This is a genomic window from Klenkia terrae, from assembly GCF_037083865.1.
Taxonomy (GTDB): Bacteria; Actinomycetota; Actinomycetes; order Mycobacteriales; family Geodermatophilaceae; genus Klenkia; species Klenkia terrae.
In genome coordinates, this window is record NZ_JBAPLV010000013.1 from 101,958 (window position 1) to 126,075 (window position 24,118).

The window sequence follows — 24,118 nt, forward strand, 5'->3', positions numbered from 1 at the left end:
GAGACAATGGCGAGCACATTCCGTGGTCTCCTCGGCGAGAAGCTGGGGATGACCCAGGTCTTCGACGAGAACAACCGCATCGTGCCGATCACCGTGGTCAAGGCCGGCCCGTGCGTGGTCACCCAGGTGCGCACCCCCGAGGTGGACGGCTACTCGGCCGTCCAGATCGGGTTCGGCGCGATCGACCCCCGCAAGGTGAACAAGCCCGAGGGCGGGCACTTCGCCAAGGCGGGCGTCACGCCGCGACGGCACCTGGTCGAGCTGCGCACGAAGGACGCCGGCGACTACACGATCGGCCAGGAGCTGACCGCTGACGTGCTCGCCGACGTGGCGACCGTCGACGTGATCGGCAAGAGCAAGGGCAAGGGCACCGCCGGTGTCATGAAGCGCCACGGGTTCAAGGGCCTGGGCGCGGGACACGGCGTGCAGCGCAAGCACCGCTCGCCCGGCTCGATCGGTGGCTGCGCCACCCCGGGTCGCGTGTTCAAGGGCATGCGCATGGCCGGCCGGATGGGCGCGGTCACCACGACCACGCTGTCCCTGAAGATCCACAAGGTCGACACGGAGAAGGGCCTGGTGCTCATCAAGGGCGCCATCCCGGGTCCGAAGGGTGGGTTGGTCCTCGTCCGCTCCGCGGTCAAGGGCGGCCCCGTGGGGAGTGACACCAAGTGACCAGCTCGCAGACGACCGAGCGCGCCGACCGCAGCGTCGACGTGGTCGACGCCACCGGCAAGAAGACGGGCACCGCCACCCTCCCGGGTGCGCTGTTCGACGCCAACGCCAACGTGTCGCTCATGCACCAGGTGGTGGTGGCCCAGCTGGCCGCCGCCCGCCAGGGCACGCACGCCACGAAGACGCGGGCCCAGGTCAGCGGCACCGGCGCCAAGCCGTACCGCCAGAAGGGCACCGGTCGCGCCCGTCAGGGCTCGCTGCGCGCGCCGCAGTTCGAGGGCGGTGGCATCTCGCACGGCCCGCAGCCGCGCAGCTACGACCAGCGGACCCCCAAGAAGATGAAGGCCGCCGCCCTGCGCGGTGCCCTCTCCGACCGGGCCCGCGAGGACCGCGTGCACGTGGTCAGCGCCTTCGTCGCCGGCGATGCGCCCTCGACCAAGTCCGCGCTCGCCGCGCTGGACGCGATCAGCACCGCCAAGCGCGTGCTGGTCGTGCTCGACCGCGACGACGTCCTCAACTGGGTGAGCCTGCGCAACGTGCCGCGGGTGCACCTGATCGAGGCCGGCCAGCTCAACACCTACGACGTGCTGTGTGCCGACGAGGTGGTCTTCACCGAGGCCGCGCTCGCCGAGTACGTGGCCGGTCCGGCGAAGGGTGGACGGGGCAGCGCGAGCAGCTCCGAGCTCCCCGACCTGGAGACCCACGAGATCGACAGCGAGGTGCCGTCGGTCGCCCCGGCCACGGCTCCCGCAGACACCGAGGAGAAGGCATGAGCGTCCGCGACCCCCGGGACGTCCTGCTGTCCCCGGTGATCTCCGAGAAGAGCTACGGGCTCCTGGACGAGAACAAGTACACGTTCATCGTCCGCCCGGACGCGAACAAGACCCAGATCAAGATCGCTGTTCAGCAGGTCTTCAACGTGAAGGTCCTCGCCGTCAACACGATCAACCGTCAGGGCAAGCGGAAGCGCTCCAAGGGCGCCGTGATGGGCAAGCGCAAGGACACCAAGCGCGCCATCGTCTCCGTTGCCCCTGGCGACCGCATCGAGCTGTTCGGCGGCCCCGGCGCCTGAGGGCGCCGAGGACCAGCGACTGCCACGAGACCAGACAGGGATTGAGTAGGAACCATGGCCATCCGTAAGTACAAGCCGACGACGCCGGGCCGCCGCGGCTCGTCCGTCGCCGACTTCGCCGAGGTCACCCGCGACCACCCCGAGAAGTCGCTGGTCCGCCCGCTGCACGGCCGGGGCGGTCGCAACGTCCACGGTCGCGTCACCGCGCGCCACCAGGGTGGTGGGCACAAGCGTGCCTACCGCCTCATCGACTTCCGCCGGGCCGACAAGGACGGTGTGCCGGCCAAGGTCGCGCACATCGAGTACGACCCCAACCGCACCTCGCGCATCGCGCTGCTGCACTTCGCGGACGGCGAGAAGCGCTACATCATCGCCCCGGCGAAGCTCAAGCAGGGCGACACGGTCGAGTGCGGCCCCAACGCCGACATCAAGCCCGGCAACAACCTGCCGCTGCGCAACATCCCGGTCGGCACCGTGGTCCACGCCATCGAGCTGCGGCCCGGTGGCGGGGCCAAGATCGCCCGCTCGGCCGGCACGAGCGTCCAGCTCGTGGCCCGCGAGGGCCGGTTCGCCCAGCTGCGGATGCCCTCGGGCGAGATCCGCAACGTCGACGTGCGCTGCCGCGCGTCGATCGGCGAGGTCGGCAACGCCGAGCAGTCGAACATCAACTGGGGCAAGGCCGGCCGCATGCGGTGGAAGGGCAAGCGCCCGACCGTCCGCGGTGTCGCGATGAACCCGGTCGACCACCCGCACGGTGGTGGTGAGGGGAAGACCTCCGGTGGTCGCCACCCGGTCAACCCGAAGGGCAAGCCGGAGGGCCGCACGCGCAAGCGCAAGGCCTCCGACGCCATGATCGTGCGCCGTCGTCGCACCAACAAGAAGCGCTGAGCGGGTAGGGGAAGACAATGCCAAGGAGCCTGAAGAAGGGCCCGTTCGTCGACGACCACCTGCTGGCCAAGGTGGACGCCCAGAACGAGAAGGGCACGAAGAACGTCATCCGCACCTGGTCGCGGCGTTCGACGATCATCCCGGACATGCTCGGCCACACCATGGCCGTGCACGACGGTCGCAAGCACGTCCCGGTCTTCGTGACCGAGGCCATGGTCGGGCACAAGCTCGGCGAGTTCGCGCCCACGCGCACCTTCCGTGGGCACGTCAAGGACGACCGTCGGTCGCGGCGCGGCTGAGCGGACGAGGAGATTCTGAGATGACTTCCCAGCTGGGGACCGACGCACCGGTCGCCCGGGCCACGGCCCGGTTCGTCCGCGTCACCCCGATGAAGGCACGGCGGGTGGTGGACATGGTCCGCTACCTGCCCACCGACGAGGCGTTGGCGCTGCTGCGCTTCGCCCCGCAGACGGCCAGCGAGCCGGTGGCCAAGGTCCTGGCCTCCGCGGTGGCCAACGCCGAGCACAACCTGCAGCTCGACCCGGCTGCGCTGGTCGTCAGCGCCGCCTACGTCGACGAGGGCCCGACGCTCAAGCGGATCCGTCCGCGCGCCCAGGGGCGTGCGTTCCGGATCAACAAGCGCACGGCGCACATCACCGTCGAGGTCAGCGAGGTCGCCTCGAGCGCCGAGCTCGCCGCACGGTCCCGCAAGGCACGCCGCGACACGGGCCAGCACGGTCCTGCCGCGCAGCAGAAGACCAACTCGAAGGGAGGGACCCGCTAGTGGGTCAGAAGGTCAACCCGCACGGGTTCCGCCTGGGGATCACCACCGACTACAAGTCCCGGTGGTACGCCGACAAGCTGTACGCGGCCTACGTCAAGGAAGACGTGGCGATCCGCAAGCTGATGGGCAAGGGCATGGAGCGCGCCGGCATCTCGAAGGTGGAGATCGAGCGCACCCGTGACCGTGTCCGCGTCGACATCCACACCGCGCGCCCCGGCATCGTCATCGGTCGCCGCGGCGCCGAGGCCGACCGCATCCGCGGCGAGCTGGAGAAGCTCACCGGCAAGCAGGTGCAGCTGAACATCCTCGAGGTCAAGAACCCCGAGTCCGATGCGCAGCTGGTCGCCCAGGGCGTCGCCGAGCAGCTCTCCAGCCGGGTCAGCTTCCGTCGTGCGATGCGCAAGGCCATGCAGTCGGCCCAGCGCAGCCCGCAGGTCAAGGGCATCCGGGTGCAGTGCTCCGGTCGCCTGGGCGGTACCGAGATGAGCCGGTCGGAGTTCTACCGCGAGGGTCGTGTGCCCCTGCACACCCTCCGGGCGAACATCGACTACGGCATCTACGAGGCCCGCACCACCTTCGGCCGCATCGGCGTGAAGGTCTGGATCTACAAGGGCGACGCGAGCGGCTCCCGGGCCGAGCGCGAGGCCCTCCAGGCCCTCGCCCAGCGCCAGGAGCGTCGTGAGCGCGCCCAGCGCCCGCGTCGGTCCGGCTCCACCGGCACCACCGCCGGCGGCACCGAGGCCGGTCGCGCTGCGGCCGAGCCGCAGGACGCCACCGGCGCCGAGGCCCCGGCCGAGGACACCACCGCCACCACGGTCGAGCCCACCGTCGAGGCTGCTCCGGCGCAGAGCGTCGGCGAGGCCGCCGGCGCCGAGGGCACCGCGACCGCCGAGGCTGCGGGTGCCGAGGCAACCGCTACCCAGGAGGGCTGACAGATGCTGATCCCGCGTCGCGTCAAGCACCGCAAGCAGCACCGTCCCGACCGCACCGGTCGGGCCAAGGGCGGCACCGCGATCAACTTCGGCGAGTACGCGATCCAGGCCCTCGAGCCCGCGTACGTGACGAACCGTCAGATCGAGTCCGCCCGTATCGCCATGACCCGCCACATCAAGCGCGGCGGCAAGGTGTGGATCTCGATCTACCCGGACCGCCCGCTGACGAAGAAGCCGGCCGAGACCCGCATGGGTTCCGGCAAGGGCTCGCCCGAGTGGTGGGTCGCCAACGTGAAGCCCGGCCGCATCATGTTCGAGCTGTCCGGCGTCGACGAGCCCATCGCCCGCGAGGCGATGCGTCGTGCCATCCACAAGCTCCCCATGAAGTGCCGCTTCATCACCCGTGAAGGAGAGGTGTGATGGCTGCCGGCCTCACCGCCCCGGAGCTCCGTGAGCTCTCGGTGGACGAGCTCGCCACGCGTCTGCGTGAGTCGAGGGAAGAACTGTTCAACCTGCGGTTCCAGGTGGCCACCGGCCAGCTGGACAACAACCGGCGTCTGCAGACCGTCCGCCGCGACATCGCCCGGATCTACACGATCATGCGCGAGCGCGAGCTGGGTCTGTCGGTCGCCCCGAGCGAGGGTGTGGCATGAGCGAGACCACCGACGAGACCAACGAGGCGATCGCCTCCGGTCCCGGCCTGGCCGGTCGCGGCTTCCGCAAGGTCCGTGAGGGCCTCGTCGTCTCCGACAAGATGGAGAAGACCATCGTCGTCGAGGTCGAGGACCGCGTGAAGCACGGCCTGTACGGCAAGATCCTGCGCCGCACGCGCAAGCTGAAGGCGCACGACGAGGACGGGACCGCCGGCATCGGCGACCGCGTCCAGATCATGGAGACCCGGCCCACCTCGGCCACCAAGCGCTGGCGCCTGGTGACCGTGATCGAGAAGGCCAAGTAGGCCCGAGTCCGCTGCGACGACGCCCCCGCTGGTGGCGGGGGAGTCGTTGCGCGTACGCTGGTCAACTGGCACGCCCACGGGCGTGCCGACATCCGGGACCCGACGGCCGGCGGCGAGAGCCGCCGGCTGTCGCACGTGCGTCCCGACCGCCGCTTCACCGTTCCGGCCCGGCGGTCACCCCAGACACCACAGGAGCTATGCAGTGATCCAGCAGGAGTCGCGACTCCGCGTCGCCGACAACACGGGTGCCAAGGAGATCTTGTGCATCCGCGTTCTCGGCGGCTCCGGTCGTCGCTACGCGGGCATCGGCGACGTCATCGTCGGCACCGTCAAGGACGCCATCCCCGGTGCGGGCGTCAAGAAGGGCGATGTGGTCAAGGCCGTCATCGTCCGGACCGTCAAGGAGCGTCGTCGTCCCGACGGCTCCTACATCCGCTTCGACGAGAACGCCGCGGTCATCATCCGCGACAGCGGTGACCCGCGCGGCACCCGCATCTTCGGGCCCGTCGGCCGCGAGCTGCGCGACAAGCGCTTCATGCGGATCATCTCGCTCGCCCCGGAGGTGTTGTGATCATGGCTGAGAAGACCCCCTCGCTGAAGGTGAAGAAGGGCGACCAGGTCCTGGTCCTGTCCGGCAAGGACAAGGGCGCCAAGGGCCGCGTCATCGCCGCTTTCCCGAAGACCGGCAAGGTGCTCGTCGAGGGCATCGGCCGCGTCAAGAAGCACACCCGCGTGAGCACCAGCCAGCGCGGCTCCCAGTCGGGCGGGATCGTGACCCAGGAGGCCGCCATCCACGTGAGCAACGTGATGGTCGTCGACTCCGAGGGCAACCCGACCCGCATCGGCTACCGCAAGGACGAGGACGGACGCAACATCCGGGTCTCGAAGCGAACCGGCAAGGACCTCTGATCATGAGCGCACCCACCCGAGAGCTGCCCCGGCTGCTCGCCCACTACCGCTCGGACATCGCGCCGGCCCTGATGAGCGAGTTCGGCTACGCCAACGTCATGCAGATCCCCGGTCTGACCAAGATCGTGGTGAACATGGGTGTCGGCGAGGCGACCCGCGACGCCAAGCTGATGGACGGCGCGGTCCGCGACCTCACCGCCATCACCGGCCAGAAGCCCGCCGTCGTCCGCGCCCGCAAGTCCATCGCGCAGTTCAAGCTGCGCGAGGGCATGCCGATCGGCGCCAAGGTCACCCTGCGCGGTGACCGCATGTGGGAGTTCCTGGACCGGCTGCTCAGTCTGGCCCTGCCCCGCATCCGTGACTTCCGCGGTCTGAACTCCAAGCAGTTCGACGGGCACGGCAACTACACGTTCGGCCTCAACGAGCAGTCCATGTTCCGCGAGATCGACGTCGACAAGATCGACCGCCCGCGTGGCATGGACATCACGCTGGTCACCACCGCCACCAACGACGAGGAGGGTCGCGAGCTGCTGAGCCTGCTCGGCTTCCCCTTCGCCGGCCAGACCGTCGTCCAGACGACTCGCTGAGCCGGGAACAGGAGACACCATGGCCAAGAAGGCGCTCGTCAACAAGGCGGCTCGCACGCCGAAGTTCAAGGTCCGCGGCTACACGCGCTGCCAGCGCTGCGGCCGTCCGCACGCGGTCTTCCGCAAGTTCGGGCTGTGCCGCATCTGCGTCCGGGAGATGGCCCACGCGGGCGAGCTCCCCGGCGTGACCAAGTCCTCCTGGTGACCTCCTCCCTGTAGGTCACCACCCACGCACCACCGATCGCCGAGAGGCCCCCGCACCGTGCGGCGGGAACCGCGGCGAGAGAGGCACGACCGACACATGACGATGACCGACCCGATCGCGGACATGCTCACGCGCATCCGCAACGCGAACTCGGCGTACCACGACGCAGCGGCCATGCCCTCGTCGAAGCTCAAGACCAAGGTCGCGGAGATCCTCCAGCAGGAGGGCTACATCGCCGGCTGGAAGGTCAACGACGTCGAGAAGGACGGCCAGACCCGCAAGGAGCTGGTCGTCGACCTCAAGTACGGCCCCAACCGCGAGCGGAGCATCGCCGGCGTCCGGCGCGTGTCCAAGCCCGGCCTGCGGGTCTACGCCAAGTCCACGGCGCTGCCGAAGGTCCTGGGCGGTCTCGGGGTGGCGATCATCTCCACCTCGACCGGTCTGCTGACCGACAAGCAGGCGAACAAGAAGGGCGTGGGTGGGGAAGTCCTCGCCTACGTCTGGTAAGGGAGCGCACCCCATGTCTCGAATCGGACGACTCCCGGTCACCGTCCCCGGCGGTGTCGACGTCGCGATCGACGGTCGCACCGTCAACGTGAAGGGCCCCAAGGGCTCCCTCGCGCACACCGTCGCCTCCCCGATCTTCGTGGAGAAGGACGACTCCGGCGCGCTGCTCGTGCAGCGACCGGACGACGAGCGCGAGAGCCGTGCGCTGCACGGCCTCTCCCGCACCCTGATCGCCAACATGATCACCGGCGTGACCGAGGGCTACGTGAAGACCCTCGAGATCGTCGGCGTCGGCTACCGCGTGCAGGCCCGTGGCTCCGACCTCGAGTTCGCGCTCGGGTTCAGCCACCCGGTGCTGATCAAGGCCCCCGAGGGGATCACCTTCACCGTCGAGGCCCCGACCCGTTTCAAGGTCGCCGGCATCGACAAGCAGCAGGTCGGCGAGGTCGCCGCCAAGATCCGCAAGTTGCGCAAGCCCGACCCGTACAAGGGCAAGGGTGTGCGTTACCAGGGCGAGGTCATCAAGCGCAAGGTCGGGAAGACGGGCAAGTGATGGCACAGACCAAGACCAACGACAAGGTGTCCCGGGCGCACAAGCCCGTGGGCACCGACGCCAGCACCGCGCGGCGCATCTCGCGTGCGCGGCGCCACAACCGGCTCCGCAAGCGGGTCGCCGGCACCCCCGAGCGCCCCCGCATGGTCGTCAAGCGCAGTTCGCGCCACGTCCACGTGCAGGTCGTCGACGACACCCAGGGCATCACCCTGGTCAGCGCCTCCACGATGGACGCCGCCCTGCGCGGCACCGCCGGGGACAAGTCGGCGCTGGCTCGCCAGGTCGGCGCGCTGGTGGCCGACCGGGCCAAGGCGGCCGGCATCTCCGCGGTCGTCTTCGACCGCGGCGGCAACCGCTACCACGGGCGGCTGGCGGCTCTCGCCGACGGCGCCCGCGAGGGCGGGCTGAACTTCTGATGAGCACCCAGCTGCTCGACAACGTGATGATCGAGGGGAACGTCTGATGCCAGGACCACAGCGACGCGGCGGTGGCGCCGGCGGTGCCGGTGGCACCGGCGGTGGCCAGGGCGGTCAGGGCGGCAACGACCGTCGGGACGGCGGGGGCCGCGGCCCCGGCGGTCCGGCCGAGAAGAGCCAGTTCCTCGAGCGGGTCGTGGCCATCAACCGCGTGTCCAAGGTCGTCAAGGGTGGTCGGCGCTTCAGCTTCACCGCCCTGGTGATCGTGGGCGACGGTGACGGCACCGTGGGTGTCGGCTACGGCAAGGCCAAGGAGGTGCCCGCGGCGATCGCCAAGGGCGTCGAGGAGGCCAAGAAGCACTTCTACCGGGTGCCCCGCATCGCCAGCACCATCCCGCACCCCGTGCAGGGTGAGGCGGCTGCCGGTGTCGTGCTGCTCAAGCCGGCCAGCCCGGGTACCGGCGTCATCGCCGGTGGTCCGGTGCGCGCCGTCCTCGAGTGCGCCGGCATCCACGACGTGCTGTCCAAGAGCCTGGGGTCCTCGAACCCGATCAACATCGTGCACGCCACGATGCAGGCCCTCAAGGACCTCGTCCGTCCCGAGGAGATCGCGGCCCGCCGCGGTCTGCCCCTCGAGGACGTCGCCCCCGCGGCCATGCTGCGGGCCCGTGCAGGCCAGGGGGTCTGACAGTGAGCCAGTTCAAGGTCACCCAGGTGAAGTCCGCGATCGGCGCCAAGCCGAACCAGCGCCAGACGCTGCGTTCGCTGGGCCTCAAGCGGATCAACCACACGGTCGTGAAGGAGGACCGTCCCGAGATCCGCGGGATGGTCGCCACGGTGCCGCACCTGGTCACCGTCGAAGAGATCAGCTGAGCAGGGGAATTCGATGACTCTCAAGGTCCACCACCTGCGTCCGGCCCCGGGCGCCCACACCAAGAAGACCCGCGTGGGTCGTGGTGAGGGCTCCAAGGGCAAGACCGCCGGTCGCGGGACGAAGGGCTCGGGCGCACGCGTCCAGGTCTCGGCCCGCTTCGAGGGTGGTCAGACGCCGCTGTTCATGCGTCTGCCCAAGCTCTCCGGCTTCACCCCGCGCAACAAGGTCGTCTTCCAGGTCGTGAACCTGGACAAGATCGCCTCGTTGTTCCCGGACGGCGGGTCCATCAACCCGGACTCGCTGGCCGACGCCGGCGCTGTGCGCCGCGGCCAGCCCGTCAAGGTGCTGGGCACCGGCGAGCTCGGCGGCGTCCAGGTCCAGGTCCACGCGCACGCGTTCTCGTCCTCCGCGGCCGAGAAGATCGCCGCGGCCGGGGGCAGCACCACCCAGATCTGAGGTCGATCCCCCCTGCGTGCACCGCCCGGTGAGTCCGGGCGGTGCGGGCAGGGGGGTCTTCTGCTGTCCCGGCCGCTCTGCAGGGCCCCGCCGCGAGCCCGCGAGCGGTGGGGGGCAGAGTGGTCCCTACACTCGCACGACCGACTCGGGGAGGGCACGTGCTGCAGGCGTTCGCCGCGGCGTTCCGGACGCCAGACCTCCGGCGCAAGCTGTTGTTCTCCCTGGCGATCATCGCCGTGTACCGGCTGGGCGCCAGCGTCCCCGGTCCGGGGGTGTCCATCGAGGCCATCAACAGCTGTCTCGACCAGGCCCAGGCCTCCGACCAGCGGGACGTCTACTCGCTGGTCAACCTGTTCTCCGGCGGTGCACTGCTGCGCCTGTCGATCTTCGCGCTCGGGATCATGCCGTACATCACGGCGAGCATCATCGTGCAGCTGCTGGTCGTGGTCATCCCGCGGTTCGAGCAGCTGAAGAAGGAAGGGCAGTCGGGTCAGGCCAAGCTGACCCAGTACACCCGCTACCTGACGATCGCCCTCGCCGTCCTGCAGAGCACCGGGATCATCGCGCTGGCCCGCAGCGGCCAGCTGTTCCCGAACTGCCAGCAGGAGCTCATCCCCTCGGACTCGATCTGGACCACCGTCGTCCTGGTCGTCGCGCTGACCGCCGGCACGGCCATGATCATGTGGCTAGGCGAGCTGCTGACCGAGAAGGGCATCGGCAACGGCATGTCCGTGCTGATCTTCACCTCGATCGCCGCGCGCATCCCCGCCGAGGGCGGCTCGATCCTGCAGTCCCGCGGCGGCCTGGTCTTCGCCCTGGTCTGCGTGCTGGCCCTGGTGGTCATCGCCTCGGTGGTCTACGTCGAGCAGGCCCAACGCCGGATCCCCGTGCAGTACGCCAAGCGGATGGTCGGCCGGCGGATGTACGGCGGCACGTCGACCTACCTGCCGCTGAAGGTGAACCAGGCCGGTGTCATCCCGGTCATCTTCGCCTCGTCGCTGCTGTACCTGCCGCAGCTGATCAGCCAGCTGCAGGGTGACTCGGCCGGGTCGGTGCGTCAGTTCTTCGAGACGTACGTGATCAACCAGTCCAGCCCGGTGCACATCGCCATCTACTTCGGCCTGATCGTCTTCTTCACGTACTTCTACGTGTCGATCACGTTCAACCCCGAGGAGCGCGCCGACGACATGAAGCGCTACGGCGGCTTCATCCCCGGCATCCGCCCGGGCCGGCCGACGGCGGAGTACCTGCAGTACGTGCTGTCCCGGATCACCCTGCCGGGCTCGATCTACCTGGGGCTGGTGGCAGTGCTGCCCAACCTGTTCCTCTCCATCACGCAGGAGGGGCAGAACCAGAACTTCCCGTTCGGCGGGACCGCAGTGCTGATCATGGTGGGAGTGGGCTTGGAGACGGTGAAGCAGATCGAGACGCAGCTCAACCAGCGCAACTACGAAGGGTTCCTGAAGTAGTGCGCGTCGTCCTCCTGGGGCCGCCCGGCGCGGGCAAGGGCACCCAGGCGCAGATCATCGCCGGCCGGCTGAACGTCCCGGCCATCTCCACCGGCGACATCTTCCGGGCCAACGTCACCGGCCAGACCGAGCTGGGCCAGCAGGCCAAGGCCTACATGGACGCCGGCGACCTGGTCCCCGACGAGCTCACCGTGGCCATGGTCAGCGAGCGGCTGGCCGAGCCCGACGCGAAGGCCGGGTTCCTGCTCGACGGCTTCCCGCGCACGATCGCGCAGGCCGAGCAGCTGCGGGACTCCCTCACCGACCTCGGCCACCGGCTGGACTGCGTGCTGGAGCTCGTGGTCGACGAGGACGAGCTCGTCCGCCGGCTCAGCGGCCGGGTCGTCGTGGTCGACGGCAAGCCGGTGCAGCGCGACGACGACAAGCCCGAGACGGTGCGCCACCGCCTCGAGGTCTACCGCCGGCAGACCGCTCCGCTGTCGGGGTGGTATGCCCAGGAGGGCCTGCTGGCGACCATCGACGCCATCGGCGAGATCGACGAGGTGACCGGTCGTGCCCTGGGCGCGCTGGGTGCCGCGGACGCCGACGACGACGGGACGGCCGGGCAGCCCGCAGCGCGATGAGCGGGTGCCCGGGGTGACCGCGAACCTGCTGTCGCGGGTGCCGCTGCTGGCCAAGTGGAGTGGACGCATGATCCAGATCAAGACGATGCACGAGGTCGAGCTCATGCGGGCCGCGGGGCTGGTGGTCGCCGGCGCACTGGCCGCAGTCCGCGCGGAGGTGCGCGCCGGGGTGACCACCGGGGAGCTCGACGCGGTGGCCGAGGACCACATCCGGTCCGCCGGGGCCATCCCGTCGTTCCTGGGCTACCACGGCTTCACCGGCAGCATCTGCGCGTCGGTCAACCAGGAGGTCGTGCACGGGATCCCGGTCGCCGGTCGCACGCTGGCCGAGGGCGACAACATCTCGATCGACTGCGGGGCGATCCTGCAGGGCTGGCACGGCGACAGCGCGATCACCCTGACGGTGGGGGAGCCCTCGGCGCAGGACGCCGCGCTGATCGCGGCCACCGAGCGGTCGATGTGGGCGGGGCTGGCCAAGGCGCTCGTCGGTGGCCGGCTCACCGACATCAGCAGTGCCGTCGAGGACTCGATCCTGGCCGAGCCGCACCGCTACGGCATCGTCGACCACTACGGCGGGCACGGGATCGGCACGGAGATGCACCAGGACCCGCACGTGCTGAACTACGGCCGCGCCGGCCGCGGGCCCAAGCTGGTGCCGGGCCTGGCCCTGGCGATCGAGCCGATGGTCACCGTCGGTGACCCGGACACCCTCGAGCTCGAGGACGGCTGGACGGTGGTGACGAAGGACGGCTCGCGGGCCGCCCACTTCGAGCACACCGTGGCGATCACCCCGGAGGGCCCGTGGGTCCTCACCGCGGAGGACGGCGGCGTCGCCGGGCTGGCGCCGTTCGGGGTGACCGCGCGCACCTGACCCGGGGTTGGAGCCCGTGGGGCTGCCGGGGTACAGTGGCCGCTGGCGTTCGCGCCGTCCGTCGTTGTGCTGTGGCCGCATGCCGCCGGGCGCCCTCTGCGAGACCGCCCGCACCAGACACCCAGCACCAGACCATCCGCGCCGAGACCGGCGTGGGTGGACGCGAGTCGGCATGCGTGCCGGAGACACCAGACCGGGAGGTCGTGCAGGGAATGGCGAAGAAGGACGGGGCCATCGAGGTCGAGGGTCGAGTCGTCGAGCCGCTCCCCAATGCGATGTTTCGGGTGGAACTCCAGAACGGGCACCGCGTGCTCGCGCACATCAGCGGCAAGATGCGCCAGCACTACATCCGCATCCTGCCCGAGGACCGCGTGGTCGTGGAGCTCTCGCCCTACGACCTCACGCGCGGTCGCATCGTCTACCGCTACAAGTGACCTCCGCGGTCCGCCCCACCGGCGGACCCGCGACCCACGAACTACCAGAAATGAGGGCGGCCCGGTGAAGGTCCAGCCGTCGGTCAAGAAGATCTGCGACAAGTGCAAGGTGATCCGCCGGCACGGCCGGGTCATGGTCATCTGCGACAACGCCCGGCACAAGCAGCGCCAGGGCTGAGGGAGTACAGAACATGGCACGACTGGCCGGCGTCGATCTGCCCCGCGAGAAGCGGATGGAGATCGCGCTCACCTACATCTACGGGATCGGCCCGACCTCGGCGAAGGCCACCTTGGCCGCGACCGGTGTCAGCCCGGACCTCCGCGCCAAGGACCTCTCCGACGAGGACCTGCTGAAGCTGCGCGACTACATCGACGAGCACTTCCGCGTCGAGGGTGACCTCCGTCGCGAGGTCGCCGCCGACATCCGCCGCAAGGTGGAGATCGGCTGCTACCAGGGTCTGCGGCACCGCCGCGGCCTGCCCGTCCGCGGACAGCGCACCAAGACCAACGCGCGCTCCAGCAAGGGCCCGCGCAAGACGATCGCCGGCAAGAAGAAGGCCCGCTGACCCAGCGGTAGCCCTCACCGGCTCACCTACCCGGCCGTCGTGCCCCCGCAGAGGGGGCGGCCGGGTGCACCACCTCCGCTCCACCCAGGCCACGAACAGAGAAGAGAGTCATGCCTCCCAGGGCACGCGCGGCAGGCGCCAAGAAGGTGCGCCGCAAGGAGAAGAAGAACGTCGCCCACGGCGCGGCGCACATCAAGAGCACCTTCAACAACACGATCGTGTCGATCACGGACCCCACGGGGAACGTCATCAGCTGGGCCTCGGCCGGCCACGTCGGGTTCAAGGGCTCGCGCAAGTCGACGCCGTTCGCGGCGCAGATGGCTGCCGAGAACGCCGCGCGCAAGGCGCAGGAGCACGGCATGCGGAAGGTCGACGTCTTCGTGAAGGGTCCCGGCTCCGGCCGCGAGACCGCCATCCGCTCCCTCCAGGCCACGGGCCTCGAGGTCGGGCAGATCTCCGACGTCACCCCCCAGCCGCACAACGGCTGCCGCCCCAAGAAGCGCCGCCGGGTCTGACCCGCGCCTTCGCCTGACTCTTCAGAAAACCCAGGGAGACCCACCGTGGCCCGTTACACCGGAGCCGACTGCCGCCTGTGCCGGCGCGAGAAGATGAAGCTGTTCCTCAAGGGCAGCAAGTGCGAGTCCGCCAAGTGCCCGATCGAGATCCGTCCCTACCCCCCGGGTGAGCACGGTCGCGGTCGCACCAAGGACAGCGAGTACCTCCTGCAGCTGCGCGAGAAGCAGAAGGCCCGTCGCATCTACGGCGTGCTGGAGAAGCAGTTCCGCGGCTACTACCAGGAAGCCAACAAGAAGTCCGGCAAGACCGGTGAGGTCCTGCTGCAGATCCTCGAGTCCCGCCTGGACAACGTGGTCTACCGCGCCGGCTTCGCCAAGTCGCGCGACATGGCCCGCCAGCTGGTCCGCCACGGCCACATCAAGGTGAACGGCCGCAAGGTCGACATCCCCTCGTACCGCGTGGTGGCCAACGACATCGTCGAGGTGGCCACCAAGTCCACCGAGATGGTGCCCTTCCAGGTCGCCCAGGCCGAGGCCGGCTCGCGTCCGGTGCCGGCGTGGCTCGAGGTCATCAGCAGCCAGCTGAAGGTCCTCGTGCACTCCATCCCGGCCCGGCAGGTCATCGACACCCCGGTCCAGGAACAGCTGATCGTCGAGCTGTACTCGAAGTAAGGCACGACGGTGGGGCGGGCGGACAGATGCCCGCCCCACCTGCACGACCACCCACCGGCGTCATATAGCGGTCGCCGGAGGCACTGAGGAGAACCATGCTCATCGCACAGCGCCCCACCCTGACCGAGGAGACCATCGACGCCTCCCGCTCGCGGTTCGTCATCGAGCCGCTGGAGCCGGGCTTCGGCTACACCCTCGGCAACTCCCTGCGCCGCACCCTGCTGTCCTCGATCCCCGGCGCTGCCGTCACCAGCATCCGCATCGAGGGCACCCTGCACGAGTTCACCACCGTGCCGGGCGTCAAGGAGGACGTCACCGAGCTGATCCTGAACCTCAAGGGTCTGGTCGTCAGCTCCGACTCCGACGAGCCGGTCACCATGTACCTGCGCAAGCAGGGCCCCGGTGAGGTCACCGCCGCCGACATCGCGCCCCCGGCCGGTGTCGAGGTGCACAACCCGGACCTGCACATCGCCACCCTGAACGCCAAGGGCCGGCTGGAGATCGAGCTGGTCGTCGAGCGCGGCCGCGGCTACGTGCCGGCCACCCAGAACAAGCAGCCGGGCCAGGAGATCGGGCGGATCCCCGTCGACTCGATCTACTCCCCGGTGCGCAAGGTGACCTACGCCGTCGAGGCCACCCGTGTCGAGCAGCGCACCGACTTCGACCGCCTGGTGGTCGACGTCGAGACCAAGCCCTCCATCGAGCCCCGCGACGCCATCGCGTCGGCCGGCTCGACCCTGGTGGAGCTGTTCGGCCTGCTGCGCGAGCTGAACGTCGACGCCGAGGGCATCGAGGTCGGGCCCAGCCCGGCCGAGGCCGCCGACATCGCGAACTTCTCGATGCCGATCGAGGACATGGACCTCACGGTCCGTTCCTACAACTGCCTCAAGCGCGAGGGCGTGCACACCGTCGGTGAGCTCGTCACCCGCTCCGAGGCCGACCTGCTGGACATCCGCAACTTCGGTGCGAAGTCCATCGACGAGGTCAAGCTGAAGCTGGCCGCCATGGGCCTCGCGCTCAAGGACAGCCCGCCCGGGTTCGTCCCCACCTCGGTGGAGAGCTACGACGAGACCTACGACGACAGCTACCCGGGCGAGGCGCAGTACGCCGACGGCCAGGAGTACACCGAGGGCGATTTCCGGGAGACCGAGCAGCTCTGATCGACGGACCCCGGAGGGGGCGGCCATCCGTGGTCGTCCCCTCCGGGTTCCCGCCGGGACCGGACCACCGGGACCGGAGCACCACCCATCAGAAGACGCGCGGCCGGCAGTGTTCTCCGGCGGCCTGAGAAGGGAACGTTCATGCCCACCCCCACCAAGGGCCCCCGCCTCGGCGGATCCCCGTCGCACGAGCGGCTCATGCTGGCCAACCTGGCCACCTCGCTGTTCGAGCACGGCCGGATCACCACCACGGAGACCAAGGCCAAGCGGCTGCGCCCGCTCGCCGAGAAGCTCATCACGATGGCCAAGCGCGGCGACCTGCACGCCCGTCGCCAGGTGATGACCACCATCCGCGACAAGAACGTGGTCCACCACCTCTTCGCCGAGATCGGGCCGCGCTTCGCGGAGCGTCCCGGTGGCTACACCCGGATCACCAAGGTCGGTCCCCGCAAGGGCGACAACGCCCCGATGGCCGTCATCGAGCTCGTCGAGGCCCTGACCGTCGGCCAGCAGGCCGTCGGCGAGGCCGAGCGCGCCCGCGGCACCCGGTTCGCCTCCGGTGCCGGCTCCGCCGCGGCCGCCGGCGAGGTCTCCGCGTCCTCGCAGGAGATCGCCGACGAGGCCAGCGACCAGGCCGACGCCGAGGCCACCACCACCGACGTCTTCAGCCCGGACGACGAGGCGCAGGACGAGACCACCACGGACCCGGAGCCGACGGCCGAGAACGGTGTCGTCGTCGCCGACGACGACCTCTCGCCCGAGGTCGCCGACGCCGCGGCCGCCGAGCTGAACGCCGCGGAGACCGCCGACGGCGCGACCGCCGGCGACGCGGCCCCCGGCGGGGAGTCCGAGCCCGACCCGAAGTGATGCACCGCTGAACGACAGCACGGCCGACGAGCCCGCCACCGACCCCGGTGGCGGGCTCGTCCGCATCCGGCTGGACGTCTCCTACGACGGGACGTCGCTGCACGGCTGGGCGCGGCAGCCCGACCAGCGCACCGTGCAGGGCGAGCTGGAGCTGGCCCTGGCCATGGTGCTCCGGCACGACGTCGGGCTGACCGTCGCCGGCCGGACCGACGCCGGGGTGCACGCCACCGGCCAGGTCGCGCACACCGACCTGCCGGCGGGGCTGTGGGCCCAGCACGAGCCGAAGCTGCTGCGCCGCCTGCGCGGCGTTCTGGCCGGGGACATCGCGGTGACCGGGGTCCAGGTGGTCCCGGCGGAGTTCGACGCCCGGTTCGCCGCGCTGGGGCGGCACTACCGCTACCGGCTGACCGATGCGGTGGCCGGGCCGCCGCCCCTGCGCCGGGCCGACACCGTCGGCTGGCCGCGCTCGCTGGACGTGCCGGCCATGCGGGTGGCGGCTGCGATGCTGCTGGGCCAGCACGACTTCGCCGCGTTCTGCCGCCGCCGGGAGGGCGCGACCACGATCCGGGTGCTCACCGCGCTGGACGTCACGCGGGACGGCGACCTGGTCACCGTGGCGGCCTCGGCCGACGCCTTCTGCCACTCGATGGTGCGCAGCCTCGTCGGTGGCCTGCTGGCCGTGGGGGAGGGGAGGCGCGGACCGGACTGGCCGGCGTCCCTGCTGTCGCGGACCACCCGCGCCGACGACGTCCCGGTGGCGCCGCCCGGCGGCCTCACCCTGGTGCAGGTGGACTACCCGCCCGCCGACCAGCTCGCCGCGCGGACCCGGGTGACCCGGGCCCGCCGCGACGAGGAGGGCTGACTCAGAGGACGGCGGCGACGGCCTCGGTCACCGGGGTGTCCCCGCCGCGCAGCTCCACGACCGCGCCGGTCTTGGGCTCGTCGAGCAAGGCGACCAGGACGGCGGCGACGTCGTCCCGGGTGACCTCGCCGCGCTGCACGGTGCGGGCCAGCTCGACCCGGCCGGTGCCGGGGTCGTCGGTGAGGGTGACCGGCCGGACGACGGTGACGTCCAGGCCCGGGCGGGGGAGGACGGCCTCCTCGGCGGCGAGCTTGGCCCGCAGGTAGGCCACGAAGGTCTCGTCCACGCCCTCGGGGGTGGCCCCGTCGGCGACGGACTCCACGCCGACGGAGGAGACCAGCAGGTAGGGCCGGACACCGGCGGCCTCGGCGGCGTCGGCCAGCAGCACCGCGGCGCCCCGGTCGACGGAGTCCTTGCGGGCGATGCCGCTGCTGGGGCCACCACCGGCGGCGAACACGACGCCGTCGGCGCCCCGGACCACCGCCGCCACGTCGTCCACCCCGGCGTGCTCGAGGTCCAGGACGACGGGCTCGGCGCCGTCGGCGGTCAGGTCGGCGGTGTGGTCGGGGTTGCGGACGATGCCGACGACGGTGTCCCCGCGCCCGGCGAGCAGGCGGGTGAGGCGGCGGGCGATCTGGCCGTGGGCTCCGGCGATGACGATGCGCATGCTCCCCGGCCTACCCACCGTGGGGTCCGTGCAGTCAGGAGGAGGGCGGGGTCACCCGGCGGGCCCGGTCGAGCTCGGCCGGGGTGTCGCAGTCCGTCCACGGCGCGGGTTCACCGGGGACGGGCTCGGGCCGGTGGCGGCGCACCGCCAGCGGCGCCAGCACCGCCCGCACCGACGTCGGGCCGGCGACGTCGGCCACCGCCGCGCGGAGCACCGCCGTCCGCCAGACACCCAGGAGCAGCTGGTCCCGGCCGGCGGGGTCGACCACGAGCACGCCGTCGCCGGTCAGCCGCTCGCGCAGGCCCCGCACCACGGCCGGGGTCAGGAACGGCAGGTCGGCGGCGAGGACCGCGACGACGTCGGTGGTCACCGCGGCCAGCCCGGCCCGCATCGCCGGGACCGGGCCACCGCCGGGCGGCTGCTCCCGGACCACGACGACCCCGTCGGGCACCGGCTGCGGCGGGCCCACGACCACCCGCTCGGCGGCGTCGGCGACCGCGGCGAGCACCGCGGCGAGCATGGTGCGCCCGCCGACCTCGAGCTGCGGCTTGGGTCTGCCGCCGAGGCGGGCGGCCCGCCCCCCGGCCAGGACGACGGCGGCGTAGGGCGGCAGCGCGGTCACGCCCCGGACGCTAGGCGCCGGCGGTGGGTACCGTCGGGCAGGTGGGACGAGTCACCAGCCGGACGCCGGTGCTGCGCATCCGCGGCGCGCAGCACACCACCCGTCCCGACACGGTCGCCAGCGAGGAGCCGCTGGAGATCCGGCTGGACGGCACACCGCTGGCGGTGACCATGCGGACGCCGGGGGACGACTTCGACCTGGTGCACGGCTTCCTGGCCACCGAGGGCGTCATCCGCTCCCTGGACGACGTCTCCTCGCTGCGCTACTGCGACTCCGTCGACGACAGCGGCCGCAACACCTACAACGTGGTCGACGTCGACCTCGCGCCAGGCGTCGAGGCCCCGGACACCGCGCTGGACCGGAACTTCTACACGACCAGCTCGTGCGGCGTCTGCGGCAAGGCCAGCATCGACGCCATCCGCACCAAGACGGTCTTCGACGTCCCTGCCGACGAGACCCGGCTGACCCTGGAGACCCTGCTGGCGCTGCCGGACCGGCTGCGCGCGGCCCAGGCCGTCTTCGACCGGACCGGTGGCCTGCACGCGGCCGGGCTGTTCACCGCCGAGGGCGAGCTGGTGGCGCTGCGCGAGGACGTCGGCCGGCACAACGCGGTGGACAAGGTGGTGGGCGACGCGGTGCGGGCCGGCCGGCTGCCGCTGGCCGGGCACGTGCTGATGGTCAGCGGCCGCTCCAGCTTCGAGCTGACCCAGAAGGCCGCGATGGCCGGGGTGCCGGTGCTGGCCGCGGTGTCGGCACCGAGCTCCCTGGCGGTGGAGCTGGCGGAGTCCACCGGCATCACCCTGATCGGGTTCCTGCGCGGCGACGGGTGCAACGTCTACAGCCACACCCGCCGGCTGGTGCTGCCGGCTCAGTGATCGCCGCCGCGCAGCTGGCTCACCACGTGCGGCAGCAGCGGCCCGAGCACGGCCAGCCCGTCCCGGACCCCGCCGGTGGACCCGGGCAGGTTGACCACCAGCGTGCGGCCTGCGGTCCCGGCCAGCCCGCGGGACAGCACCGCGGTCGGGACGGCGGGCTGGCCGTACCGGCGCACGGCGTCGGCGATGCCCGGTGCGTCGCGCTCGAGCACCAGCCGGGTGGCCTCCGGGGTGACGTCGGTGGGGGTCAGCCCGGTGCCGCCGGTGGTGAGGACGACGTCCGCACCCGAGGCCACGGCCTCCCGCAGCACGGCGGCGAGGGCCTCGACGTCGTCCGGGCGGACGTGCGGGCCCTCGACCTCGAACCCCAGCTCGCGGAGCCCGGCGGCCAGCGCCTGGCCGGAGCGGTCCTCGTAGACCCCGGCGGACGCCCGGTTGGAGGCGGTGACGACGACGGCGCGGGCGCCGGCGGGGAGCGTCATCGGGTCCAGTCGCCCTTCTTGCCGCCGGACTTGGCCAGCAGCCGGACGTCGGTGATGACCGCGCGCGGGTCGACGGCCTTGACCATGTCGATGACCGTCAGCCCGGTGACGGCGACCGAGGTGAGCGCCTCCATCTCGATCCCGGTGCGGTCGGCGGTCCGGGCCGTCACGGTGATCTCCACGGCCTCGTCGGTGACCTCCAGGTCGACGGTCACCCCGTGCAGCGCGACCGGGTGGCACAGCGGGATGAGGTCGGGCGTCCGCTTGGCCCCGGCGATGCCGGCGATCCGGGCGACGGCGATCGCGTCGCCCTTGGGCACGCCCTCGCCGCGCAGCAGGGCCACGACCTCCGGGCTGACCAGGACCCGGCCGGCGGCGGTGGCCACCCGGGCGGTGACGGCCTTGGCGGTGACGTCGACCATCCGGGCTGCGCCGGACTCGTCGAGGTGGGTGAAGCTCACCGGAGTGCTCCTTCGACCAGCAGGATCTGGACCTCGCTGCCGGCCGGCAGCGAGGTGACGTCCTCGGGGACGACGACGAGGCAGTCGGCCCGCGCCAGGTGGGCGACCAGGTGCGAACCGGGCCCGCCGACCAGGGACACCTGCGCGCCGTCGAAGGACCCGCGCAGGTACTGCCGCCGGCCGGCCGGGGAGGTCAGCGGCCCGGCGAGCGGGGCGGTGGTGCTCAGCCGCTCCGGCTGCCGGATGCCCAGCGCCCGGCGCAGCGCGGGGCGGACGAACACCTCGAAGGACACCGAGGAGCTCACCGGGTTCCCGGGCAGGGTCACCACCGGCACGCCGTCGACGGTGCCGCTGCCCTGCGGGCCGCCGGGCTGCACGGCGACCTTCACGAAGTCCACGGTGCCGAGCGCACCCAGGGCGTCCTTGACCACCTCGTAGGCGCCCATGCTCACCCCACCGCTGGTGAGCAGCAGGTCGGCGTCGGCCAGCTCGGCCCGGACGGTGGCGAGGAACTGGTCGACGTCGTCGGGGACGAAGTGCAGCGTGCGGGCCTCGCCGCCGGCGGCGTCCACGGCGGCGGCCAGCAGCAGCGAGTTCGACTCGTAGATCTGCCCGGGGGCCAGCGGGGTGCCGGGGGCGACCAGCTCGCTGCCGGTCGACAGCACCAGGACCCGGGGCCGGCGCGCGACGAGGACCGAGGCGCGCCCGACCGACGCCGCCAGCCCCAGCTGGGACGGGCCCAGCACCGTGCCGGCGGGCAGCGCGACCACCCCGGCGGCGAGGTCCTCCCCGGCGTGCCGCAGGTAGGCCCCGGCCGCGGGGGAGGAGGTGATGACCACCGTGCCGGTGCCGCCGTCGGTCTCCTCGACCGGGACGACGACGTCGGCCCCCTCGGGCACGGGCGCCCCGGTCATGATCCGGTGGACGGTGCCCGGGGCCAGCGGCGGGACGTCGGTCCGCCCGGCCGGGAGGTCCTCGGCCACCGGGAGCCGGACCGGCGCGGACGCCGAGGCGGCGCCCACGTCGGCCCACCGGGCGGCGTAGCCGTCCATCGCGGAGTTGGTGAACACCGGGAGGGGGACCGCCGCGGCGAGGTCCTCGGCCAGCACCCGCCCGGCGGCCGCGGTCAGCGGCACCTCCTCGGTCCCGGGGGAGGCCGACGCCAGCAGGCGGGCGACCACGGCCCGGTGCTCGTCGACCGTGCGGCGGTGGTCGGTGGGGGTGCTCACCGCCCCATCCTGGCCGATGCCCGGTGACCGGGAGCACGCGCGGACCGTCCCGACCGGGGATAGGTTGCTGCTCGCCCGGTGCCGCACCCGCGCGGCCCGCCCGGAGGACTGGGGGTCCAGGTGACCGAGATCGACCGCATGCTCACCGCCAACGCCGAGTGGGCCCAGCGGTTCCCGGGCTCCCGCCCGGTGGCCCCGGCCCGCCAGGTCGCCGTCGTGGCCTGCATGGACTCGCGCATGCCGCTGTTCCCGCTGCTGGGTCTGGACGTCGGGGACGCGCACGTCATCCGCAACGCCGGCGGGGTGGTCACCGAGGACACGCTGCGGTCGCTGACCATCTCCCAGCACCTGCTGGGCACCCGCGAGGTCGTGCTGGTCCACCACACGGACTGCGGCATGCAGAAGACCGACGACCAGGGCCTGGCCGACCTCGTGGAGCGGACCACCGGGCACCGCCCGCCGTGGACCGGTCGCACCTTCACCGACGTGGACTCCGACGTCCGGGAGTCCATGGAGATCCTGCGCGGCACGCCCTACCTGCTCTCGCACGTGGTGCGCGGCACGGTCTACGACGTGGAGACCGGTCGGCTGCGCGAGGTGGTCTGACCCCTAGGCTCACCGACGTGCCGACCGCCCGCCGCCACCGCCGTCCGGCTGCGACGGCCCTGCTCGCCGCGTTGCTGCTCGCCGGCTGCACCAGCACCGTGGAGGGCACCGCCAGCCCGGCCGCGACCAGCGGCAGCAGCGCACCGACGAGCACGTCGGCCTCGTCCAGCGCGCCTGCGCCCACCGGCCAGGTGACCCCGGCGCCGGAGGTGGGTCCGGGTACGGGCGCCGAGGCCCGCCGGATCGCCGCGGTCACCTCGCTGCCGGTGACCGTGTCCCCCGAGCGCACCGACAGCTGCTTCCCGAGCGGGCCGTTCGGCACCGGGAACAGCATTGACGGCATCTACTTCGGCGACGGGCGGGCCGGGCAGGAGCTCGACCGGTGGGGCCTGGTCGCCGGCTGGGGCAACTGCTCGCAGGACACCGCCGACAACGCGACGCTGGTGCTGCTGACCGAGGTGTCCGACCCCGAGTCGGCCGTCGCGGCGGCCGACGCCCTCAACGAGATCTCGCTGGACTTCGGCGGTGCCGAGTACGAGTCCGTCGACCTGCCCGAGCTCGGGGTCAGCGGCGCCATCGCCACCGGCGGGTCGGACTCCGCCGGCGCGCCCACCGACACCGTCCAGGCCTGGGTCGCGACCGGCCGGATGCTCGCCTACAGCTACCTGGACGGCCCGGCCGGGTCCGCGCGGGACCTGCTGGTCCGCCAGCTGCAGGACCAGATCTCCCTGGTGGCCGGGTTCCAGCCCACCCCGCAGGACCAGGTGCCCGACCTGCCGGTCGACCCGCTGGGGCTGGCCGGGTTCGCCCTGACCACCCCGGGCGACCAGACCAGGTTCACCGGCTCCTACGACCTCGAGGGCTACCTGCGGCTGGCCATCGACCCGACCGTGGAGCGCCAGCTGCTGTCGGCCAACGGCTTCGCCGGCGCTTACTACCGCACCAGCTACGACGAGGCGGCGTCGCTGGACTACGCCGTGTCGTTGTACACCTTCCCGACCTCGGCCCAGACCAACGCCGTGTACACCGGGTTCGCCCAGCTCGAGGCGACCGCGTTCGGCGGCACGCCGTTCGCGCTGCCGGCCATCCCCGAGGCGCCGTGCTTCTCGTTCCAGAGCAGCTCCGAGAGCTTCTACCAGCGCTGCTACGTCGGCTACGGCAGCTACCTGGCCAGCATCGACGTCCAGGGCCTGGCCGCGGCCGACGACTACACGCAGATGAACGCCCTGCTGCCGCAGCAGCGGGACCTCATCGACGGCTGACCGGACCACCCGTCCCGGCTGGTATCGTCCATCGCTGGCGCGCACTGCCGGCTGGTGCTCGC

At 71.7% G+C, this 24,118-nt stretch carries 39 protein-coding genes; 34 read left to right on the top strand and 5 right to left on the bottom strand.

What is annotated here, in order from left to right; all coding sequences use genetic code 11:
* The first annotated feature begins 6 nt into the window (after positions 1-6).
* From rplC to truA, 31 genes are all read left to right on the top strand, one after another.
* Positions 7-672, top strand: coding sequence for a 50S ribosomal protein L3 (rplC, locus tag UXQ13_RS13110; protein WP_225232923.1), 666 nt, complete (start codon positions 7-9; stop codon positions 670-672).
* Entirely contained in the window at positions 669-1,445 is a 777-nt protein-coding gene (gene rplD, locus UXQ13_RS13115) for a 50S ribosomal protein L4 (RefSeq protein ID WP_225232922.1), read from the top strand. The genes rplC and rplD overlap by 4 nt, the downstream gene beginning before the upstream one ends.
* Positions 1,442-1,744, top strand: coding sequence for a 50S ribosomal protein L23 (gene rplW, locus UXQ13_RS13120; protein ID WP_014742856.1), 303 nt, complete (start codon positions 1,442-1,444; stop codon positions 1,742-1,744). The genes rplD and rplW overlap by 4 nt, the downstream gene beginning before the upstream one ends.
* 54 nt (positions 1,745-1,798) lie before the next feature.
* Positions 1,799-2,632: a 50S ribosomal protein L2 gene (rplB, locus tag UXQ13_RS13125; protein WP_225232921.1), complete on the top strand. Its 834-nt coding sequence runs from the start codon at positions 1,799-1,801 to the stop codon at positions 2,630-2,632.
* Positions 2,633-2,649: 17 nt separating this feature from the next.
* Positions 2,650-2,931, top strand: coding sequence for a 30S ribosomal protein S19 (gene rpsS / locus UXQ13_RS13130; RefSeq protein ID WP_055764633.1), 282 nt, complete (start codon positions 2,650-2,652; stop codon positions 2,929-2,931).
* Between the two features lie 20 nt (positions 2,932-2,951).
* Complete coding sequence (gene rplV, locus UXQ13_RS13135; RefSeq protein ID WP_455428456.1) at positions 2,952-3,416, top strand: 50S ribosomal protein L22; 465 nt, start codon at positions 2,952-2,954, stop codon at positions 3,414-3,416.
* Complete coding sequence (rpsC, locus tag UXQ13_RS13140) at positions 3,416-4,348, top strand: 30S ribosomal protein S3 (RefSeq protein ID WP_225232920.1); 933 nt, start codon at positions 3,416-3,418, stop codon at positions 4,346-4,348. Before rplV ends, rpsC begins: the two co-directional genes overlap by 1 nt.
* Positions 4,349-4,351: 3 nt before the next feature.
* Positions 4,352-4,768 (top strand): 50S ribosomal protein L16, encoded by a 417-nt coding sequence (gene rplP, locus UXQ13_RS13145; protein WP_056289191.1) that lies wholly within the window; start codon positions 4,352-4,354, stop codon positions 4,766-4,768.
* Complete coding sequence (gene rpmC, locus UXQ13_RS13150) at positions 4,768-5,001, top strand: 50S ribosomal protein L29 (RefSeq protein ID WP_055765175.1); 234 nt, start codon at positions 4,768-4,770, stop codon at positions 4,999-5,001. Before rplP ends, rpmC begins: the two co-directional genes overlap by 1 nt.
* Positions 4,998-5,306, top strand: a complete 309-nt coding sequence (gene rpsQ / locus UXQ13_RS13155) for a 30S ribosomal protein S17 (protein ID WP_225232919.1) — start codon at positions 4,998-5,000, stop codon at positions 5,304-5,306. Before rpmC ends, rpsQ begins: the two co-directional genes overlap by 4 nt.
* A 202-nt stretch (positions 5,307-5,508) precedes the next feature.
* Complete coding sequence (gene rplN, locus UXQ13_RS13160; RefSeq protein WP_091061406.1) at positions 5,509-5,877, top strand: 50S ribosomal protein L14; 369 nt, start codon at positions 5,509-5,511, stop codon at positions 5,875-5,877.
* 2 nt (positions 5,878-5,879) lie between these two features.
* Positions 5,880-6,215 (top strand): 50S ribosomal protein L24, encoded by a 336-nt coding sequence (gene rplX, locus UXQ13_RS13165; protein ID WP_455428455.1) that lies wholly within the window; start codon positions 5,880-5,882, stop codon positions 6,213-6,215.
* 2 nt (positions 6,216-6,217) lie between these two features.
* On the top strand, positions 6,218-6,802 hold the full coding sequence (rplE, locus tag UXQ13_RS13170) for a 50S ribosomal protein L5 (protein ID WP_091238799.1): 585 nt from the start codon (positions 6,218-6,220) through the stop codon (positions 6,800-6,802).
* 19 nt (positions 6,803-6,821) lie between these two features.
* Positions 6,822-7,007 carry a type Z 30S ribosomal protein S14 gene (locus tag UXQ13_RS13175; RefSeq protein WP_014742845.1) on the top strand — a complete coding sequence of 62 codons (186 nt, stop codon included), beginning with the start codon at positions 6,822-6,824 and terminating at the stop codon, positions 7,005-7,007.
* Between the two features lie 96 nt (positions 7,008-7,103).
* Positions 7,104-7,514: a 30S ribosomal protein S8 gene (gene rpsH, locus UXQ13_RS13180; RefSeq protein WP_056289182.1), complete on the top strand. Its 411-nt coding sequence runs from the start codon at positions 7,104-7,106 to the stop codon at positions 7,512-7,514.
* 13 nt (positions 7,515-7,527) lie between these two features.
* Positions 7,528-8,067 carry a 50S ribosomal protein L6 gene (rplF, locus tag UXQ13_RS13185; RefSeq protein WP_225232918.1) on the top strand — a complete coding sequence of 180 codons (540 nt, stop codon included), beginning with the start codon at positions 7,528-7,530 and terminating at the stop codon, positions 8,065-8,067.
* A complete protein-coding gene (gene rplR / locus UXQ13_RS13190) occupies positions 8,067-8,483 on the top strand; it encodes a 50S ribosomal protein L18 (RefSeq protein ID WP_225232917.1) in 417 nt (138 codons plus the stop codon). The genes rplF and rplR overlap by 1 nt, the downstream gene beginning before the upstream one ends.
* A gap of 46 nt (positions 8,484-8,529) precedes the next feature.
* A complete protein-coding gene (rpsE, locus tag UXQ13_RS13195; protein ID WP_336392427.1) occupies positions 8,530-9,171 on the top strand; it encodes a 30S ribosomal protein S5 in 642 nt (213 codons plus the stop codon).
* Between the two features lie 2 nt (positions 9,172-9,173).
* Entirely contained in the window at positions 9,174-9,356 is a 183-nt protein-coding gene (gene rpmD / locus UXQ13_RS13200) for a 50S ribosomal protein L30 (protein ID WP_225232916.1), read from the top strand.
* Positions 9,357-9,369: 13 nt separating this feature from the next.
* Positions 9,370-9,813 carry a 50S ribosomal protein L15 gene (rplO, locus tag UXQ13_RS13205; RefSeq protein WP_225232915.1) on the top strand — a complete coding sequence of 148 codons (444 nt, stop codon included), beginning with the start codon at positions 9,370-9,372 and terminating at the stop codon, positions 9,811-9,813.
* A gap of 158 nt (positions 9,814-9,971) precedes the next feature.
* Complete coding sequence (gene secY, locus UXQ13_RS13210) at positions 9,972-11,282, top strand: preprotein translocase subunit SecY (protein ID WP_336392428.1); 1,311 nt, start codon at positions 9,972-9,974, stop codon at positions 11,280-11,282.
* Positions 11,282-11,905 (top strand): adenylate kinase, encoded by a 624-nt coding sequence (locus UXQ13_RS13215; RefSeq protein WP_225232913.1) that lies wholly within the window; start codon positions 11,282-11,284, stop codon positions 11,903-11,905. Before secY ends, UXQ13_RS13215 begins: the two co-directional genes overlap by 1 nt.
* Before the next feature lie 13 nt (positions 11,906-11,918).
* A complete protein-coding gene (map, locus tag UXQ13_RS13220; RefSeq protein ID WP_225232912.1) occupies positions 11,919-12,776 on the top strand; it encodes a type I methionyl aminopeptidase in 858 nt (285 codons plus the stop codon).
* Positions 12,777-12,988: 212 nt separating this feature from the next.
* Positions 12,989-13,210, top strand: coding sequence for a translation initiation factor IF-1 (gene infA / locus UXQ13_RS13225; RefSeq protein WP_012950459.1), 222 nt, complete (start codon positions 12,989-12,991; stop codon positions 13,208-13,210).
* A gap of 64 nt (positions 13,211-13,274) precedes the next feature.
* Positions 13,275-13,388 carry a 50S ribosomal protein L36 gene (rpmJ, locus tag UXQ13_RS13230; RefSeq protein WP_012950458.1) on the top strand — a complete coding sequence of 38 codons (114 nt, stop codon included), beginning with the start codon at positions 13,275-13,277 and terminating at the stop codon, positions 13,386-13,388.
* 13 nt (positions 13,389-13,401) lie between these two features.
* On the top strand, positions 13,402-13,776 hold the full coding sequence (rpsM, locus tag UXQ13_RS13235; RefSeq protein WP_091061434.1) for a 30S ribosomal protein S13: 375 nt from the start codon (positions 13,402-13,404) through the stop codon (positions 13,774-13,776).
* A gap of 110 nt (positions 13,777-13,886) precedes the next feature.
* Positions 13,887-14,291: a 30S ribosomal protein S11 gene (rpsK, locus tag UXQ13_RS13240; protein WP_055764664.1), complete on the top strand. Its 405-nt coding sequence runs from the start codon at positions 13,887-13,889 to the stop codon at positions 14,289-14,291.
* A gap of 45 nt (positions 14,292-14,336) precedes the next feature.
* A complete protein-coding gene (rpsD, locus tag UXQ13_RS13245; RefSeq protein ID WP_225232911.1) occupies positions 14,337-14,963 on the top strand; it encodes a 30S ribosomal protein S4 in 627 nt (208 codons plus the stop codon).
* A gap of 95 nt (positions 14,964-15,058) precedes the next feature.
* Positions 15,059-16,123: a DNA-directed RNA polymerase subunit alpha gene (locus tag UXQ13_RS13250; protein WP_225232910.1), complete on the top strand. Its 1,065-nt coding sequence runs from the start codon at positions 15,059-15,061 to the stop codon at positions 16,121-16,123.
* 141 nt (positions 16,124-16,264) lie between these two features.
* Positions 16,265-16,990, top strand: a complete 726-nt coding sequence (rplQ, locus tag UXQ13_RS23750) for a 50S ribosomal protein L17 (protein WP_455428454.1) — start codon at positions 16,265-16,267, stop codon at positions 16,988-16,990.
* Between the two features lie 70 nt (positions 16,991-17,060).
* Positions 17,061-17,852: a tRNA pseudouridine(38-40) synthase TruA gene (gene truA / locus UXQ13_RS13260; protein ID WP_336392437.1), complete on the top strand. Its 792-nt coding sequence runs from the start codon at positions 17,061-17,063 to the stop codon at positions 17,850-17,852.
* A 1-nt stretch (position 17,853) separates the two neighbouring features.
* Here truA and UXQ13_RS13265 read toward each other — a convergent pair whose 3' ends face one another.
* Positions 17,854-18,519, bottom strand: coding sequence for an SDR family oxidoreductase (locus tag UXQ13_RS13265; RefSeq protein ID WP_225232909.1), 666 nt, complete (start codon positions 18,517-18,519; stop codon positions 17,854-17,856).
* A gap of 34 nt (positions 18,520-18,553) precedes the next feature.
* Positions 18,554-19,141 (bottom strand): molybdenum cofactor guanylyltransferase, encoded by a 588-nt coding sequence (gene mobA, locus UXQ13_RS13270; protein ID WP_225232908.1) that lies wholly within the window; start codon positions 19,139-19,141, stop codon positions 18,554-18,556.
* A gap of 41 nt (positions 19,142-19,182) precedes the next feature.
* Between mobA and fdhD the strand changes: the two genes are divergently transcribed.
* On the top strand, positions 19,183-20,016 hold the full coding sequence (gene fdhD / locus UXQ13_RS13275) for a formate dehydrogenase accessory sulfurtransferase FdhD (RefSeq protein WP_336392429.1): 834 nt from the start codon (positions 19,183-19,185) through the stop codon (positions 20,014-20,016).
* Here fdhD and UXQ13_RS13280 read toward each other — a convergent pair.
* Genes UXQ13_RS13280 through moeA form a run of 3 tightly spaced genes read right to left on the bottom strand, consistent with a single transcriptional unit; the run spans position 20,010 to position 22,188 of the window.
* Positions 20,010-20,498: a MogA/MoaB family molybdenum cofactor biosynthesis protein gene (locus UXQ13_RS13280; RefSeq protein ID WP_225232906.1), complete on the bottom strand. Its 489-nt coding sequence runs from the start codon at positions 20,496-20,498 to the stop codon at positions 20,010-20,012. The two genes, fdhD and UXQ13_RS13280, sit on opposite strands and share 7 nt — an antisense overlap.
* Positions 20,495-20,959 carry a cyclic pyranopterin monophosphate synthase MoaC gene (gene moaC, locus UXQ13_RS13285; protein ID WP_165617438.1) on the bottom strand — a complete coding sequence of 155 codons (465 nt, stop codon included), beginning with the start codon at positions 20,957-20,959 and terminating at the stop codon, positions 20,495-20,497. The genes UXQ13_RS13280 and moaC overlap by 4 nt, the downstream gene beginning before the upstream one ends.
* Entirely contained in the window at positions 20,956-22,188 is a 1,233-nt protein-coding gene (moeA, locus tag UXQ13_RS13290; RefSeq protein ID WP_336392430.1) for a molybdopterin molybdotransferase MoeA, read from the bottom strand. Before moeA ends, moaC begins: the two co-directional genes overlap by 4 nt.
* 120 nt (positions 22,189-22,308) lie before the next feature.
* Between moeA and UXQ13_RS13295 the strand changes: the two genes are divergently transcribed.
* Positions 22,309-22,794: a beta-class carbonic anhydrase gene (locus tag UXQ13_RS13295; protein WP_225232904.1), complete on the top strand. Its 486-nt coding sequence runs from the start codon at positions 22,309-22,311 to the stop codon at positions 22,792-22,794.
* A 17-nt stretch (positions 22,795-22,811) separates the two neighbouring features.
* Positions 22,812-24,056, top strand: coding sequence for a DUF7373 family lipoprotein (locus UXQ13_RS13300; RefSeq protein ID WP_225232903.1), 1,245 nt, complete (start codon positions 22,812-22,814; stop codon positions 24,054-24,056).
* Positions 24,057-24,118: the final 62 nt, after the last annotated feature.

Coding starts and splice junctions, on each gene's coding strand:
- rplC (WP_225232923.1), top strand. CDS start 7: ATGGCGAGCACATTCCGTGGTCTCCTCGGCGAGAAGCTGGGGATGACC.
- rplW (WP_014742856.1), top strand. CDS start 1,442: ATGAGCGTCCGCGACCCCCGGGACGTCCTGCTGTCCCCGGTGATCTCC.
- rplB (WP_225232921.1), top strand. CDS start 1,799: ATGGCCATCCGTAAGTACAAGCCGACGACGCCGGGCCGCCGCGGCTCG.
- rpsS (WP_055764633.1), top strand. CDS start 2,650: ATGCCAAGGAGCCTGAAGAAGGGCCCGTTCGTCGACGACCACCTGCTG.
- rplV (WP_455428456.1), top strand. CDS start 2,952: ATGACTTCCCAGCTGGGGACCGACGCACCGGTCGCCCGGGCCACGGCC.
- rplP (WP_056289191.1), top strand. CDS start 4,352: ATGCTGATCCCGCGTCGCGTCAAGCACCGCAAGCAGCACCGTCCCGAC.
- rpmC (WP_055765175.1), top strand. CDS start 4,768: ATGGCTGCCGGCCTCACCGCCCCGGAGCTCCGTGAGCTCTCGGTGGAC.
- rpsQ (WP_225232919.1), top strand. CDS start 4,998: ATGAGCGAGACCACCGACGAGACCAACGAGGCGATCGCCTCCGGTCCC.
- rplX (WP_455428455.1), top strand. CDS start 5,880: ATGGCTGAGAAGACCCCCTCGCTGAAGGTGAAGAAGGGCGACCAGGTC.
- rplE (WP_091238799.1), top strand. CDS start 6,218: ATGAGCGCACCCACCCGAGAGCTGCCCCGGCTGCTCGCCCACTACCGC.
- UXQ13_RS13175 (WP_014742845.1), top strand. CDS start 6,822: ATGGCCAAGAAGGCGCTCGTCAACAAGGCGGCTCGCACGCCGAAGTTC.
- rpsH (WP_056289182.1), top strand. CDS start 7,104: ATGACGATGACCGACCCGATCGCGGACATGCTCACGCGCATCCGCAAC.
- rplF (WP_225232918.1), top strand. CDS start 7,528: ATGTCTCGAATCGGACGACTCCCGGTCACCGTCCCCGGCGGTGTCGAC.
- rplR (WP_225232917.1), top strand. CDS start 8,067: ATGGCACAGACCAAGACCAACGACAAGGTGTCCCGGGCGCACAAGCCC.
- rpsE (WP_336392427.1), top strand. CDS start 8,530: ATGCCAGGACCACAGCGACGCGGCGGTGGCGCCGGCGGTGCCGGTGGC.
- rplO (WP_225232915.1), top strand. CDS start 9,370: ATGACTCTCAAGGTCCACCACCTGCGTCCGGCCCCGGGCGCCCACACC.
- infA (WP_012950459.1), top strand. CDS start 12,989: ATGGCGAAGAAGGACGGGGCCATCGAGGTCGAGGGTCGAGTCGTCGAG.
- rpsM (WP_091061434.1), top strand. CDS start 13,402: ATGGCACGACTGGCCGGCGTCGATCTGCCCCGCGAGAAGCGGATGGAG.
- rpsK (WP_055764664.1), top strand. CDS start 13,887: ATGCCTCCCAGGGCACGCGCGGCAGGCGCCAAGAAGGTGCGCCGCAAG.
- UXQ13_RS13250 (WP_225232910.1), top strand. CDS start 15,059: ATGCTCATCGCACAGCGCCCCACCCTGACCGAGGAGACCATCGACGCC.
- rplQ (WP_455428454.1), top strand. CDS start 16,265: ATGCCCACCCCCACCAAGGGCCCCCGCCTCGGCGGATCCCCGTCGCAC.
- UXQ13_RS13265 (WP_225232909.1), bottom strand. CDS start 18,519: ATGCGCATCGTCATCGCCGGAGCCCACGGCCAGATCGCCCGCCGCCTC.
- UXQ13_RS13280 (WP_225232906.1), bottom strand. CDS start 20,498: ATGACGCTCCCCGCCGGCGCCCGCGCCGTCGTCGTCACCGCCTCCAAC.